Here is a 15893-nt window from a genome sequence, read left to right as displayed (position 1 = left end):
TCCTACTACGACAATGAAGATGGCTGCTACATGCGAACATGGGATGAGGTAGACAGGTGACGATGTTAGAAAATCGAGGTACCACTTAGCTAATTAAATTGATCGTATTCGGACATTACATGTCCGAATACGATCAATGCATATTAAAACACTATGATATCAAACTGTATTATAGCGACTTATGTTTTTGGCAATAAAATTGGCATTAGATTAAAATGAAGAATTACAAAGCTAAAGATTGATAGGATAGAAGCTTTGTATTACCATTTAAATGATCATAAATAAAATGAAAGCTTTACCAATTACTGGAATTTTTGCGATACTAGTGTCAACCGCATTTGCTCAAACGACCCATCAAAAAATAAATGAGATTTCTCATGTAGAATCCAGTCTAATACCCCCTGTTCGTTTTGAGGGTGAACCGACATGGAATATTATATCGCGTATGGAATTCTATCAGGTTCCAGGGGTAAGCATCGCTGTGATAAAAAACTCTGAAGTATTATGGAGCAAAACTTATGGCTTTGCCGATCTCGATTCGAAAACGCCTGTCAGGTCAAATACCTTATTTCAGGTGGCCTCCATGAGCAAGCCTGTAAGTGCATATGCCGCACTGAAGGAAGTTGAGCTTGGCAAGTTGGAATCCAATGTCGATGTGAATTTGTACCTAAAATCTTGGAAAATACCTGAAAATGACTGGACCAAAGGGGAAAATGTTACACTAAAAAATATCGTTAGCCATACTGCGGGACTTACTGTAAGTGGATTCCCGGGTTATCGGATAACAGACCCAATTCCTACAGCTGTTGAAGTACTGAGTGGTGTAAAGCCAGCTAATACACCTATGGTTTATGTTGATAAACTTCCTGGCTCAAATTTTCGATATTCAGGCGGTGGGTATACGGTACTTCAACAGATGCTCGTTGACATTGAAGGAAAAGATTATGGCAGTATTATGGAAGAAAAGGTACTCTCACCTTTGGGTATGAAAAATAGCACTTTTGCCCAGCCTCTTCCTGAATCGAAAAGACAATTTGCGGCGACGGCTTATACGATGGATGGCAAAAAGGTCGAAGGAAGATATCATGTCTACCCGGAACAGGCGGCTGCGGGCCTATGGTCAACAGCAGAAGATTACGCTAGATTCGTAATCGATATTCAACGGACCTTAAATGGCAAAAGTAGTCTTGTTATCTCTAAGAAGATGGCAGAAGAATTCACAAGTCCCTATATTGAACCTATTATAGGATTAGGTGTATTCCTAGAAGATTATAACGGCTCATCTTATTTTTGCCATGGTGGATGGAACGAAGGCTTTAGCTCCTATTTTATTGGAAATAAAACAAGCGGTGATGGAGTAGTTATTCTTACGAACACAAACAAACCTGAATTTATCAACGAACTTGTCCGAGCGGTCGCATTAACTTATCAATGGCCCAATTATCTAGCTCCAATAAATAAAATTTTGCCACTAAGTCCTCAAGAACTACATGACAATAGTGGACGTTATAGATCTGGAAGATATGGTGTTATAAGGGTCTATAATCAAAATGGCAAGCTAATGTCAGCCCAAAATCTAGACAAGCCTGTAGAATTGGTTAAAGTGTCGGCAAATACATTTGCTATGCGAGATCGAAACGTAAACGTCATATTTTCAAGGGATACCGAAAGCGGTCAATATGAGCTTGTACAGATTTTGCGCGATAAAAAGATTTATTCCAGAAATCCGAAAGTCAATGCAAATGACCGGACTCCGCTGGAGCTTATTTTAGAAGGGAATTTCGAGGATGGATTAAAAGCTTATCAAAAAGCAAAAGAACAGGATAGTTCCAATGATTTGCTTTCAGAAGGTTTCCTGAATGGCGTAGGTTATGAACTGCTCAATCAGCATAAAATAAGTCAAGCTGTTGATATATTTAAAGTGAATACGATGCTATATCCTAAAAGTGAAAATGTTTATGATAGTTTAGCGGAAGCCTACCTGAAATCAGGACAAATAGATAACGCTAAAGAGAATTATCGAAAAGTTTTTGAAATTAATCCTAAAAATGAAAAAGTCAGTAAGATTTTAGAAACGTTATGACATAAATATATTGAGTTTTTTTTTGCTAATTTGCGACCATGTCAAATCAAGCTAATAATTATCGATTGTTTTCCAAGGAAATTCTCTCACTTTGGAAAAGCCAGGATGTATCATATATTAAAGTTGAAGAATTATCCATTGTTGAAGGAATCACTTTTTTTGAACTTATACCAGATTCCGAACTGTTGGATGAAGGTGGGGTAGAAACACTTTATGCTATAGATTCTGAAGATGTGGAGGATATGTTGGTGTTTAGCAAAAATATTCGTTTTGTTGTCCACGACATTTATTTGGATGAAGATTAAGTAAATTAGCTATTAATGATCGACAATTCAAACGGTATTGTCGGTCATTAATGTACAGCATTAGGCTGATCTAGGGATAAACTAACTTCTCATATTCAATCTTTCTTCCTGAAGATCTAGTAAACGAAGGTGTTTTCGAATGATCTCTTCGTCCAATAAAAGTTCCTCACGGTTTTTATTGATAAGCCAAATGCGCTGGGTTTCGAGGATATCGATATAGATTTTACGATATTCGGCGTAATTAATGATGATCTCGGAGCTCCGCAGTTGATTTTCATACTTCTGTAGTTGATCCTTCAAGGTAGGAAAACTTTCAACTTTGTCCGCGTAATCATTACGAATCTTGTCAACGGCGACTTGGGCCAATCTGTTCTGGATTTCATAATCGATCTCCTTTTCACTTCTAATAAAGTCTCTATCTACTAATTTGATTTTTCTTAATATAAAAGGGAGCGTCAAGCCTTGAACGAGTAGGGTTAACAGAATCACAACAAATGTGATGAAAAGAATAAGGTTTCGTTGAGGGAAAGGAGATCCATCAGCTAAAGTTAATGGGATGGATAGTGCTGCTGCCAAAGAAACGACACCACGCATTCCCGTCCAGCCGATAATCATTGGCGTTTGCCAACCCGGTGATTGAGCATCTGCAACCGTTATAAAATTTCTCATAATCAAGGTGGTAATTACCGCAGCATACCCTGCAAAAACTCGTACAAGAATAAGGACTATTGTAACGGCTACGCCATAGCCAATAGCAGTAGAAATATTGGTATCACCCAATCCAGAAACAATTTCTGGTAAATCTAATCCGATAAGCATAAAGACGATGCCATTCAACAGAAAGCAGAAGCTTTCCCATACGGTTACTGTCCGGATCCGGGATGCACTGCTCAAAAAATCGTGACTACGATAAGAGAGAAATAAGCCGCCACTGACAACCGCAAGAACCCCAGAAGCGTGGAGCTGTTCCGCTACCAAATACATCGAGAACGGTGCAATAAAAGTTAGCAATATATCTGTATTGGAATCGGTTGGCAAAAGTTTGTGCATTTTCAGAAAAACATAGGCAATTGTCAGTCCGATTCCCACGCCACCAATACACATCCAAATAAAGCTTCCGGCGGCTTGGTACCATACATATTGGCCAGTAGCTGCAGCAATCATTGCAAAGCGAAAAATTATTAAAGAGGAAGCATCATTCAACAAACTTTCACCTTCCAGTATGGACGCCAGCCTTTTGGGTACCTTCACGAATTTTAAAATTGCACCGGCACTAACCGCATCAGGAGGGGAAACTATTCCACCCAATAGAAAACCGAGCGCTAAAGAGAATCCTGGAATAAAATAGTTGGCAAAAACGGCAACGGATAATGCTGTAAAAAAGACGACAACAAAGGCAAAGCTGAAGATAATCCGACGCCATCGCCAGAGTTCTTTCCAGGAAGTTGACCAAGCTGCCTCGTAGAGGAGTGGCGGTAAAAAAATAATGAATATCAATTCGGGTTCTATCTTTATAGGAGGAACTCCCGGGATGAAACTTATTACAAGTCCCGCTAATACGAGTAAAACAGGGTATGCAACCTGAATTTTCTTCGCCAGCATGATCAACATAGTGATTAGTAGGACTAAAAAAAGGTAAAACTCAAAATTCTCCAACATATGTAAATTTTAGGTACATAAATATAGATCAAATTCTAGAAATATTTAAACTAGCTAGGCGGTATTCACGGTTGCCTGCGAATTGCTACAAGCAAATCATCTACCAACTGGATAATTGAAGACAACATGTTTTAACTTAGATTCCTATGGTAAATGTTCCTAAATTAGGCAAAATTTGTCTTTGACTTTACCCCAAGATTTAAAATATTGGATGGTGTCACTATAAACAAAGCTTCGTCTTTTAGGAGTTTTTACTTAAAATCTTGTTTAAACAGCTGCATAGGGCTATATTTTAGAAGTAACAACGCGAAGTTGTTAGAATACAACGATAAGTGGCATAATTACAACTGGAGGTATTTCTCTTTTCGCCGTAATTACAGATTACCCTGAATATCTTTGTGACGTTGAAAACCATAATAGACAATAATTATGAATAACAAAAAATTAGGCAATAAAATTGCCAAGGTGCGCAAAGAGGGAAATATGTCGCAAGCGCAGCTCGCTGAACTTTTGTTCGTTAGCCCCCAAGCGGTTGGAAAATGGGAGCGGGGAGAGTCTCTGCCAGACTTTATATCACTAAACAGGCTTACGGAAATATTCGCAGTAGATCTAAACTACTTCGCCGAAAATTCAAAAATAGAAGATAGTGAACGAAGTCAAAAGGTAGTAATTGGAACGCTAAAGGAAAAGGCCGAAAATTCTCTAGAAGATGCAAAATTTTTTATTACTGAGCAAAAACAGTTACTGACTGATTTTAGCGGTAATACGCTAGCCGAAACTAATTTTTCCGGCGTAAATGCGCCAAAGCGAAAATTTCTCGGAAGTGAGCTTCGTGGTTCAGACTTTAGTACGGCAGATTTCACAGCAAGCATTTTTAAAGGAAGTGATATCCGCGATGCTAATTTTGATTCCGCAAACCTTACGGACTGTGCATTCTCCGCTAGCAATATGACAAATGCAAATTTCAGCAAGACTATCCTAGTAGGTACAGAATTCTGCGCATCGGAATTGAACAATACTAAATTTAATGGTATAAAGTTGACTGATGTAAAATTTACAGCGTCGGATCTCAGAAGAACTATTTTTGAAGACTGTGAATTTAATGGTGTTAGTTTTAAGTCTTGTGATATGAGAGGCATAAGCTTCGATGGGCAAGTTTTTGTGGATGTAAAATTCGATAATGCAGACCTAGCAAACAGTTCATTTAGCGGGGTGATTCTTAGAAATGTTTCCTTTCGGCCAACCTTTGCGCTTACGAATAAATATTATAAGAGTATTAAAACTATTGATTTTGACGGAGCATCAATGGACAAATTAACCTATGCAGCTCTGAAGGGAGTAGGCGTAACGCTTGAGAATATTGTCCTCCTATAAACAACACTGTATATACAAAAGGCATGGTTCTGCAGGTATGAACCATTGCCTAAGTGTAGTTGCTATACCAATGAAATCCATCAATTTTGGGAGGCTAAATTAGGAGAGTCAATAGTGCAGAATCGGAAAGCTGAATCATTTGAAATCCAAAATACGCTAGACTAAATTATCAAAGAAAGATTGGGAGACGAGTAGTATTCACGATTTCTTTCATCACAAAATAACTTTCCATATGTCTGATTCCTTTGATTGTTGCCAGCTTATTAAAATTGAATTCGTGATAGTGATCGACATCCTTAACCATGACCTTTATTTGATAGTCAAATGCGCCCGTTACGTGAAAACACTCGACTACTTCCGGAAATTTTTGTATCTCTTCCATAAATAACAAGGCACTTTCATTGGAATGTTTTTCCATACTGATGGATACGAGCACCATTAGATTAAGATCAAGTTTTCTTCTGTCCAGCAGAAAGACTTTCTGCTTAAGAACAGAGGTTGCTATTAATTTCTTAATGCGTTCGTATACGGGAGTCATCGATAAATTAACACGGTCAGATATTTCCTTGTTACTTATATTAGCATCCTGTTGCAACAGGTCCAGAAGCATGAGGTCTTTCTCATCCAATTTCATGATCGTAGTAAATTAAATCTAAAAAAAGTATATCTAAGACTATAGTTAGATCGTATATACTAGTAAATGATATCTAACCATATTATTTTACTAAAATAGCTATAATTACAGATATATAACACTATCATTTAAACTATATGTAGTAAATTTAGGTTAGTTAATTACTATCAATTTACCAACCTAAATAAAATTATGAGTGAGCCTCAATTAAAAAAAGTCCTTGGTCCTGTTATGTTATGGGGATTAGGTGTAGGCTATGTTATCTCGGGAATGTATTTTGGATGGAATCTCGGTTTGGCGGAAGGCGGCACATTGGGATTGGCCATTGCTACAGTATTCGTTATTATCATGTACCTTACATTTACCTTCAGCTATACAGAGCTGGCTTGTGCGATCCCTCGGGCTGGCGGAGCCTTTGAATATGCCAATCGAGGCCTGGGCAAGCATTTGGGATTTGTCGCCGGTATTGCACAAAATATCGAGTTTGTTTTTGCACCGCCTGCCATTGCCGCTGCTATAGGTGCTTATCTACATTTACTACATCCTTCGGTTGACTATCTTATTTTTGCGATTGGGGCCTATGTGATTTTCACTTCAATGAATATATTGGGGGTTAAGCTCGCTGCATCATTTGAATTGGTTGTAACTGTTCTTGCGGTTATTGAATTACTGATATTTGCAGGCGTTACATTTCCAGCTTTCGAATTTTCCAACCTTAAGCACAACGCATTGCCCAATGGGTTCTCGGGTATTTTTGCTGCTATTCCGTTTGCCATCTGGTTTTTTCTCGCTATTGAAGGTGTGGCCAATGTCGCTGAGGAAACTATCAATCCACAGAAAAATGTATTAATCGGCTTTGGATCGGCCATAGTGACTTTAGTTGTGCTTTGTATCATTACATTTTTATCGGCGGTGGGTGTCGGCGGTTGGGAGTCTGTTGTGTATCCTGTCGGAAGCACTGAACCGTCAGATTCCCCGTTGCCACTTGCTATTGCACATGTCATTGATAATCGCCATATTCTTTATAAATTACTTATAGGTGTTGGTCTATTGGGTCTTATAGCCTCATTTCATGGTATCATTCTCGCTGGTGGCAGAGCTACCTTCGAATTTGGGAGAATGGGTTATGCACCGTCGATTCTTGGAAAAGTACATCAACGATTTAAGACTCCGGCCAATGCACTCTTAATCAATATGGCTATTGGCATCATAGCATTATTGACCGGGAAGACCGCAGGCATTATTACCATCGCATGCTTTGGGGCAATCTGTCTTTACATTATATCCATGTGGTCATTTTTTGCTTTGCGAAAAAAGGAACCTGACCTGGAACGCCCATTCAAAGTTCCGTTGTATCCGCTGTTTCCATCGATTGCGTTGATTATCGCTGTCGTGTGTCTCATTGCAATGATATATTATAACCCATTGACAGCTCTATTATTCTTTGGGCTTGTCATCTTATCATACCTTTATTTCCTAATCTTCCTTGACAAGGACAAAACCATCGAATTATGATAACTAAAAATGAAATTATTTCCAAACTGAAAGCATGCACAAGTACTCACGTTAAAGTTGCCGTTGCAGATATAGACGGGGTCTTACGTGGAAAATTCATGCATCGCGATAAGTTTATCTCTGCACTGGACAATGAATTTGGATTTTGTTCGGTGGTGTTTGGATGGGATGTTAACGATCAGGTTTATGACAATGTGGAAATTACAGGCTGGCATACGGGATACGGCGATTTCCCGGCACGTATTGATAGAAATACTTTTCGACAGATTCCCTGGCAGGAGGATATTCCCTTTTTTCTAGCTGATTTTGAGTCTCCGCTTTCTCAGGACCAAAATGTGTGTCCAAGAGCTCTCCTTAAAACCATAATTTCACAATCGGAGACTGCTGGATTTAAACCAATTTTTTCACAGGAATTTGAATGGTTTAATTTCGTGAAAGCCAATGATGTCTCTTCCCAAAATAGTTTTAGAGATATGACACCAATCACATCAGGTATGTTTGGCTATTCTATCTTACGGATGTCCGACAATTATGGCTTTTTTCAGGATCTTTTAGCCATGCTCGAAAGATTCGACGTACCTCTTGAGGGTCTACATACGGAGACCGGGCCAGGTGTACTGGAAGCAGCTATCCAATGTAGTGATGCCCTTGAAGCTGCTGATAGGGCTACGCTCTTTAAATCTGCCGTTAAAGAAATTGGGAAAAAACATAATATTACCGCGAGTTTTATGGCTAAACAGACAAAGGATTTACCAGGTTGCAGCGGCCATGTGCATCAAAGTCTTTGGGATCTCAACAAACAGAGTAACCTCTTTTATGATAAAGAAGATGAACTCGGAATGAGCCAGTTGATGAAGCATTTTCTTGCTGGGCAATTGTATTGTTTACCTGATATTCTACCGTTATTGGCGCCTACTGTTAATAGTTATAAAAGGCTGACTGAAGGAGCATGGGCACCTACAACCCTGACCTGGGGCATCGATAATCGTACTACAGCACTCCGGGTCATTGAAGGTGGCCCTAAAGCCACGCGCATTGAACACCGTGTTGTCGGTTCAGATGTGAACCCTTACTTGGCCATAGCAGCATGTTTGGCTAGCGGGTTGTACGGCATCAAACATAAATTGCCATTGGACAATCGACATACTATCGGAAATGGTTATGAAGATCTGCAACATGGCGTATTACCAAGAAATCTCTACGATGCGACCACTCGAATGGCGCAATCGCAAATAGCATCCGAGTTGTTTGGCCAAAAGTTTGTCGATCATTTTTGTAAATCAAGGTTATGGGAATGGCGACAATTTTCAGAGCAAGTAACAGATTGGGAAACAAAAAGATATTTTGAAATTATATAACTGAACGATGGATACAGCAAAAATTTATGGTTTTAATTTTCCTACACCGATCCGTTTTGGTGCTGGAGTGATCGACGAGCTCCCAGGCTATTTATTGGCCAATGGACTTAGTCGCCCTTTATTGGTAACGGATCCGACTATTGCCGAACTGCCATTTTTTAAGGAAGTTCAACAAAAGCTGACGAACAAAGGGATCGACGTTATTGTCTTTCATGATTTGCACAAAAATCCAGTAAAATCTGATGTCCTTTTGGGAGGAGATGTCTTTAGAGGGCAAAATAGAGATTCAATTATTGGCGTTGGTGGTGGAGCAGCACTCGACGTAGCACGGGCAATTGCCTTGCGCGCAAATCATCATCGTGATTTATTTGATTACGACGATCTGATCGGAGGCGATATCTATGTGACCAATGAGATACCACCATTGATTACTGTACCTACGACCGCTGGGACCGGGAGTGAGGTGGGCCGTAGTGCTATTATTTCAGAAGATGAAACCAAGAAAAAACGAATTCTGTTTAGTCCGAGATTGATGGCAAAAATTGTATTTGCCGATCCTTTGCTTACAATGGACCTGCCACCGTTTATTACGGCGGCAACGGGAATGGACGCACTTACCCACAATATGGAAGCATATTTGGCCAAAGGGTACCATCCAATGTGTGATGGTATTGCGCTTGAAGGAATGGCCATGGTGGCTACTTCGATTGAGTGCGCTACAAAAGAATCTGACTTACAATCGCGCTCTAAAATGCTTTTGGCATCATTGATGGGAGCTGTTGCATTTCAGAAGGGATTAGGAGTCGTTCATAGTTTAGCGCATCCGCTTTCTTCGCTCCTCGATACTCATCATGGACTGGCCAACGCGGTAAATCTTCCTTATGGCATGCAGTTTAATTATGCGGGTTTTGAAGATCGTTTCGATAAGATGGCCATGGCTTTGGGGCTTGGCAACAATGCTGGAGACAAGGTTGTTGACTATCTGTTTGACCTCAATGTGCGTTTGGGACTGCCTACACAGTTATCCGCAATTGGCGTAAAAAAGGAACATTTGCAACCTTTATCAGAACTTGCGCTTGCAGATTTCTGTCACCCATCGAACCCAAAGCCTGTTAGTAAAGCAGATTTTCTTGCAATTTATGAAACCGCATACGAAGGAAAATGATATGTTAAAAATCGGTATTAGTGCCTGTTTTTTTTATCCAGACCCCGAGAGGACAGTCTTTGGCCACAAATCACTGAGTTATATGGAAAATGATATGGCTCGATGGATAAGTAAAAAAGGTGTTCTTCCTATATTATTGCCGGATCTTGAAGAATCATTATTAGCGGACATCTTACACCAGATGGATGGTATAGTTCTTCAAGGTGGAAGCGATATAGCTCCTCAACATTATGGCGAGGAACCTATCGGCCCCTGGAAAGGGGACCCTTATCGGGATCAATACGAGCTAAAAATATTGGATTATGCCATCAGAAATCATAAGCCGGTCTTAGGCATCTGTCGGGGATTTCAGTTGATGAACGTGTATTTTGGAGGTACAATGTATCAGGATATCGTTAGTCAGCTTCCTCATTCGGCTGTTCATCGCTCAGCAAGTTTATATGATACAATCAATCATCCGGTCCATATAGAGGCAGGAACACTTTTCGACAGACTATATGGCCATGTTGCCAATCCATTGGTCAACACGGTACATCATCAGGCTGTTAAAGATCTTGGCCGTGATCTCGAAGTCTATGCACGCTCGGAAGACGGATTTATCGAGGCCTTTGGTTATACCAAAGAAGCGGCTGGGAAAGTTATGGGTGTTCAATGGCATCCCGAATTTTCCCAAACACAGAAGGGAATACTTTTAGATGAAAATTTGATTTTTAATGTTTTTATTGAACATGCAAGACAACATAGAAATTAGAAATCCTGCAACTGGCGCTGTAGCGGCAACGTTGCCTTCCACCACAACAGTTGAGTTGGAAAATACACTATCCTTACTAAAGCAAGGACAGCACACATGGGCAAAAGTTCCTTTAAAGGATCGTTTAGAGTGCATCATACAATTTGGGCAGCTGACCTTGGCAAATAAACAGGAGCTTGCAGAGATCCTTACCAAAGAAACGGGCAAACCCATAACACAATCGCTTAATGAAATTAACGGAGCACAGAACCGCATTGAACATCTCCGAAAAAATGCTGAAAGATGGCTTTCAGAAGAAGTTATTGTGCGTGATGGCGCAACGCTAGAACATATTCGATATGAACCACTTGGTGTAATTGCCAATATTTCTGCATGGAATTTCCCTTATAATGTCGGCTTCAATGTTTTTCTCTATGCCTTGGTTGCGGGCAATGCTGTTCTCTATAAACCTTCTGAATTTGCCACGTTGACAGGCTTGCAGTTTGCAAAATATCTTTATCAGGCAGGCGTACCTGATAATGTATTTCATTGTGTTGTAGGAGATGGGCGGATTGGCGAGCATATCTTATCATTGCCATTGGACGGCTATTTTTTTACTGGATCCTATAAGACAGGAGTACATATTGCCAAAACCGTAGCAAATAAATTAGTTCCAGTCCAGCTTGAGTTAGGCGGGAAGGATCCGCTGTATGTCACTGAGGATGTCAAAGATATAAAACAGGCGGCAGTGTCGGCAGCTGAAGGCGCTTTCTACAATAATGGGCAGAGCTGTTGTGCTGTTGAACGTATCTATGTTTCAGAACAGATATACGATCAGTTTGTCGAGGCATTTATTGAGGAAGTGGCGTCCTATCGGGTGGGCGATCCATTCGCTGAAGATACATTTATTGGCCCTTTAACCAGAGCTGCTCAACTGGACGTTCTTGAAGAACAAGTGAAAGATGCCCTTGAAAAGGGAGCAATACTGCGGTTGGGCGGACACGCATTAGAAGGTGAGGGATATTATTATGCCCCAACTGTATTCGAACATTGTAATCACAATATGGCACTTATGCGTGAAGAGACTTTTGGTCCGCTGATAGGTATACAAAAGGTATTTTCAGACGAGGAGGCAATAACGCTGATGCAAGATACGACGTATGGCCTTACTGCAGCAGTGTTTTCTTCCGATCAGGACAGAGCAATGGATATCCTTGGCAAAATGGATACAGGAACAGTATATTGGAACTGCTGCGATAGGGTAAGCCCTAATGTACCTTGGTCCGGGCGGAGAAATTCTGGTTTAGGTTCAACTTTGTCGGCTCAAGGTATTCGGGCATTTGTTCAGCCTAAAGCCTATCATTTAAGACCCCTATAATTCATATCTATTTTACAGATATAGCCCATTATGCCGATAGTTCATCGGATAATGGGCTTTCCCATTTATACGATGTTATAAGCCTAGGTCCATAAAATATTGAAACCATATTATCCTCTTAAAGAGCTATTCAAAATGAAAGATGAGTGCGTAGGGATTATTAGCTCGCCGCGTGGTAAAGCTGTCACCAAAGCGATTTATGTCGATGAGATAGATACGCAAGTCGTCACTTAGGAGATATAAACTAAATGAATTCGCTAAAAATGCTTGAAGACTCTCGCAACATTTTCTATTTTTGTTACAAACAGAATAGAGATGAGCAATGAAGTGACAGGTTTGAAGCGCGTAGCCACACTATGTATATTAAGAAATAAAGATAAGTTTCTATTGCTAAAGCGCCTTAAAGAACCCAATAAAGATATGTATGTTCCCGTTGGTGGGAAATTAGACCCATTTGAAAACCCGGACGATGCAGTGGTTCGTGAGGTCATGGAAGAAACAGGAATCCATATCACTTCAAAACAATTTTGTGGCATGTTAACCGAAACATCACCGGTCAATTACAATTGGATCAGCTATGTATATGTATCGGATATCGAATATATAGAGGCACCCTATTGTAATGAGGGTGACCTCGAATGGATCTCTGCAGACGAACTGGAATCTATTCCGACCCCTTTAACCGATCTTTATATTTATGATTATGTGGCTAAGGGAAAACTGTTTGCTTTTAATGCCGTATATGATTCAGACCTAAACTTGACGGGGCTATGGGAACAATATGATGGTACCAAGATCAAGTAAACTACTTAAATTGAATTAAAATTAGAATGATTATCAATAAAACTGCCATTAAAGTCATTGCATTCGATGCAGATGATACATTATGGATAAACGAGCCATATTTTCAAAAAGCAGAACATGATTTTTGCGCACTATTGGAAAATTATCTTCCACAACATGCAGTATCAAAAGAATTATTTGAAACAGAAATGAACAACCTGTCCCTCTATGGGTATGGTGTGAAAGGCTTTATTCTTTGTATGATAGAGACTGCCAGCCGTATTTCGGCTGGACAGCTATCGCTGAAGACAATAGACAAGATCATAGCGATTGGACAGGATTTATTAAAGATGCCGATTGAATTATTGGAAGGTGTCGAAGATACGCTGGTAAGGCTTAGTCCACATTATAAATTAATTGTAGCCACAAAAGGTGACCTTTTGGATCAAGAAAGAAAGCTAAAAAAATCGGGGCTCCAAAAGCATTTCCATCATGTGGAGATTATGAGCAACAAGAAAAATGAGGATTACATAAAATTATTGAACAAAATTGAATGCCCCGCCGAAAATTTTATCATGATCGGAAATTCAATCAACTCCGATGTGCTGCCAGTATTGGAATTGGGAGGGCAGGCAATACATGTCCCTTACCATGTGACCTGGACACATGAGCAAGCTAGTGATGAGATTAAACCAAGCAATTTTCTTCAGGTAGAAAGTCTGAATCAACTACTACCGATTCTGCTTTAATCTAAAATGCGTATCTAGATGCGCATTTTTAGTCATTTCAATACCACTATTTTTAATCGTTATCCTCCATACCGATCTGCAGTCGGTTCAGTGCATTCGTCAAAATGATCCTCGCGGTTAGGTCGACGATCTGTTTATCGCCGAACACAAAGCATTAACTGACTATTCCCCTGCAAAGAGCTGCGAAACAATTAACTGATTTCTTTTGTTATTCATTAGTACAGTTAACCTTTCACATGGCAATAATTACGAAATATCTATTTTTCTTTTTACCTCTTTTTATTTTAAGCTGTAAGAGCAACCAGCAAAAAGGGGATACTTTCTATTTTGGTGGAAATATTGTAACGATGGAAGATGATTTTCCTCAAGTAGATGCTTTAGTATTAAAAGACGGGAAGATTCTTTTCGTTGGTAACCGGAAAGAAGCAGATCCCTATATAGGAGAAAACACCAAACAGATCGATTTAAAAGGAAAAACTTTATTGCCTGGCTTTATTGACGCCCATGGCCATATCAATTCAAGAGCAGGGATGGAACAGGCAATAGATTTATCTCCAAGTCCATACGGTACCGTTAATTCAATACCCGATCTTCAAAAGGCTCTATTAACAGTTATTAAGCAAACAAAACTGGGGGCGGCTGTTCCTGTATTAGGAAATGGTTATGATGACGCCATCATGCGTGAGCATCGTCATCCGACTCGTCAGGAATTGGATGCCGTCAGTACGACAAATCCCATTATTGTCATTCATGCTTCTGGTCATGCAAGCGTTGTCAATAGTGCGATGTTGAAGTTATTAGGTATTGCCGAAAATGTGAAAGACCCCGAGGGAGGGCATTATGGCCGAAGCCCTGATAATCGACTAAACGGTAAATTGGAAGAAAATGCTTCTTTCGCCGCGTTGGTGAAGTTAACGGATATGATTCCCAAGCCCAAACAGGCAGAAGATAAACTATCCCAATCCCTAAAAGATTTTGACAAAGCGCAGGACGAATGGCTTAGTTATGGTCAGACAACGATCTGTGATGGACGTTCGATGGGAGTGAGTGTTGGCCTGTTAAAGGAAGCCGCTTCGAAAAATCTTTTAAAGGCTGACGTGGTTTATTTTCCGGATTTTGAAGCAAACAAAGCCGAATGGAAATCCTTTAAACCCGATTACATGAAATACGAAAAGCACTTGAAATTTGGTGGATTTAAATTCTCGGACGATGGTTCCCCTCAAGGGAAGACAGCCTGGTTGACAGAACCATACCTCATTCCCCCAGAAGGCCAATCGGCCGACTACAAAGGTTTTCCAATTTTTTCAGATGAGACCCTCTACAATGATTTAAAAACAGTGTTTTCAAATCATATTACGGCGCAATTACATGTTAACGGCGATGCGGCTATTGATCAAGCACTTCGTGTGATCGGCAAATTGAAAACCGAAGGAATTTATAAGCCTGAGCTTAGGGCAACCTTGATACATGTGCAGAACAGCCGACCTGATCACATCGCCAAGATAAAAGAGATCGGTGTTATTCCTTCATATTTTTCGTCCCATGTTTATTTATGGGGGGATTGGCACTATCAAAGTGTTTTTGGCCCCAAACGTGCGGCATTTATTAGTCCAGCTCAATCAGCAAAAAAAGCAGGAATATTGTTTACCATCCATCATGATAGTCCAGTAACACCTCCCGATCTAATGACTGGGGTGTATGCTGCGGTCAACCGGACGACACGTTCGGGTATGTTATTGGGGCCAGATGAACGTATTGATGTAAGAGACGCGCTCAAAGCAATTACGATCAATGCTGCCTATCAGTATCAGGAAGAAAAAGATAAAGGCTCTCTTAAAAAAGGAAAACTAGCTGATTTAGTTATTTTGGATCAGAATCCGTTAACAATTGACCCAAAAAAATTACGGGATGTCAAAGTAGTTGAAACCATCAAAGAAGGGAAGACAGTCTTTAAGCGAAATTGATCAATCTGCAAATCCCGTAAATAGAAAACATCATTGTAAACCACATTTTAATTCGCAATTGTTTGGGAAAAACCCACTATTATCCTATGTTTTTGCTATTCTGTTGGGAGGATGACGCTAAGTAGAAGTCCTCGTTTTCAAGCGAACCAATTGTTGAAATAAAGTAGGAGAGTTGCATAACGATACAACAGCATCA

At 40.0% G+C, this 15893-nt stretch carries 13 protein-coding genes; 11 read left to right on the top strand and 2 right to left on the bottom strand.

Translation table 11 applies throughout. The features are described 5' to 3' along the window. Positions 1 to 286 precede the first annotated feature (286 nt). Together CBM24_RS13235 and CBM24_RS13230 are read left to right on the top strand one after the other, a co-directional pair. A complete protein-coding gene (locus tag CBM24_RS13235; RefSeq protein ID WP_158638751.1) occupies positions 287 to 2083 on the top strand; it encodes a serine hydrolase in 1797 nt (598 codons plus the stop codon). 38 nt (positions 2084 to 2121) lie between these two features. Then, positions 2122 to 2388 carry a hypothetical protein gene (locus CBM24_RS13230; protein WP_088161582.1) on the top strand — a complete coding sequence of 89 codons (267 nt, stop codon included), beginning with the start codon at positions 2122 to 2124 and terminating at the stop codon, positions 2386 to 2388. Between the two features lie 81 nt (positions 2389 to 2469). Here the strand turns inward: CBM24_RS13230 and CBM24_RS13225 are convergent, their stop codons facing one another. Continuing rightward, the gene (locus CBM24_RS13225) at positions 2470 to 4047 is read right to left on the bottom strand and encodes a Na+/H+ antiporter (protein WP_088161581.1); all 1578 of its coding nucleotides are present in this window, start codon (positions 4045 to 4047) and stop codon (positions 2470 to 2472) included. A gap of 429 nt (positions 4048 to 4476) precedes the next feature. Between CBM24_RS13225 and CBM24_RS13220 the strand changes: the two genes are divergently transcribed. Then, complete coding sequence (locus tag CBM24_RS13220) at positions 4477 to 5421, top strand: pentapeptide repeat-containing protein (RefSeq protein ID WP_088161580.1); 945 nt, start codon at positions 4477 to 4479, stop codon at positions 5419 to 5421. Between the two features lie 169 nt (positions 5422 to 5590). Here CBM24_RS13220 and CBM24_RS13215 read toward each other — a convergent pair whose 3' ends face one another. Then, the gene (locus CBM24_RS13215) at positions 5591 to 6055 is read right to left on the bottom strand and encodes an Lrp/AsnC family transcriptional regulator (RefSeq protein ID WP_088161579.1); all 465 of its coding nucleotides are present in this window, start codon (positions 6053 to 6055) and stop codon (positions 5591 to 5593) included. Between the two features lie 192 nt (positions 6056 to 6247). On the opposite strand from CBM24_RS13215, the gene eat reads away from it, so the two are divergent. From eat to CBM24_RS13175, 8 genes are all read left to right on the top strand, one after another. Further along, entirely contained in the window at positions 6248 to 7570 is a 1323-nt protein-coding gene (eat, locus tag CBM24_RS13210) for an ethanolamine permease (protein WP_088161578.1), read from the top strand. Beyond that, complete coding sequence (locus tag CBM24_RS13205; RefSeq protein ID WP_088161577.1) at positions 7567 to 8928, top strand: glutamine synthetase family protein; 1362 nt, start codon at positions 7567 to 7569, stop codon at positions 8926 to 8928. The genes eat and CBM24_RS13205 overlap by 4 nt, the downstream gene beginning before the upstream one ends. 7 nt (positions 8929 to 8935) lie before the next feature. Continuing rightward, on the top strand, positions 8936 to 10093 hold the full coding sequence (locus CBM24_RS13200; protein WP_088161576.1) for an iron-containing alcohol dehydrogenase: 1158 nt from the start codon (positions 8936 to 8938) through the stop codon (positions 10091 to 10093). Next, complete coding sequence (locus CBM24_RS13195) at positions 10068 to 10844, top strand: gamma-glutamyl-gamma-aminobutyrate hydrolase family protein (protein ID WP_198386112.1); 777 nt, start codon at positions 10068 to 10070, stop codon at positions 10842 to 10844. Before CBM24_RS13200 ends, CBM24_RS13195 begins: the two co-directional genes overlap by 26 nt. Beyond that, on the top strand, positions 10822 to 12201 hold the full coding sequence (locus tag CBM24_RS13190) for an aldehyde dehydrogenase family protein (protein ID WP_088163551.1): 1380 nt from the start codon (positions 10822 to 10824) through the stop codon (positions 12199 to 12201). The genes CBM24_RS13195 and CBM24_RS13190 overlap by 23 nt, the downstream gene beginning before the upstream one ends. A gap of 315 nt (positions 12202 to 12516) precedes the next feature. After that, positions 12517 to 13005 carry an NUDIX hydrolase gene (locus CBM24_RS13185; protein WP_088161574.1) on the top strand — a complete coding sequence of 163 codons (489 nt, stop codon included), beginning with the start codon at positions 12517 to 12519 and terminating at the stop codon, positions 13003 to 13005. A 26-nt stretch (positions 13006 to 13031) separates the two neighbouring features. Then, complete coding sequence (locus CBM24_RS13180; protein ID WP_088161573.1) at positions 13032 to 13733, top strand: HAD family hydrolase; 702 nt, start codon at positions 13032 to 13034, stop codon at positions 13731 to 13733. A gap of 236 nt (positions 13734 to 13969) precedes the next feature. Continuing rightward, positions 13970 to 15697 (top strand): amidohydrolase, encoded by a 1728-nt coding sequence (locus tag CBM24_RS13175; RefSeq protein ID WP_088161572.1) that lies wholly within the window; start codon positions 13970 to 13972, stop codon positions 15695 to 15697. Positions 15698 to 15893 lie beyond the last annotated feature (196 nt).

It is taken from the genome of Sphingobacterium sp. G1-14, assembly GCF_002196555.1.
Taxonomy (GTDB): Bacteria; Bacteroidota; Bacteroidia; order Sphingobacteriales; family Sphingobacteriaceae; genus Sphingobacterium; species Sphingobacterium siyangense.
The sequence above is the reverse complement of the archived record's forward strand: the minus strand, read 5'-3'. Positions and strand labels throughout refer to the sequence as shown.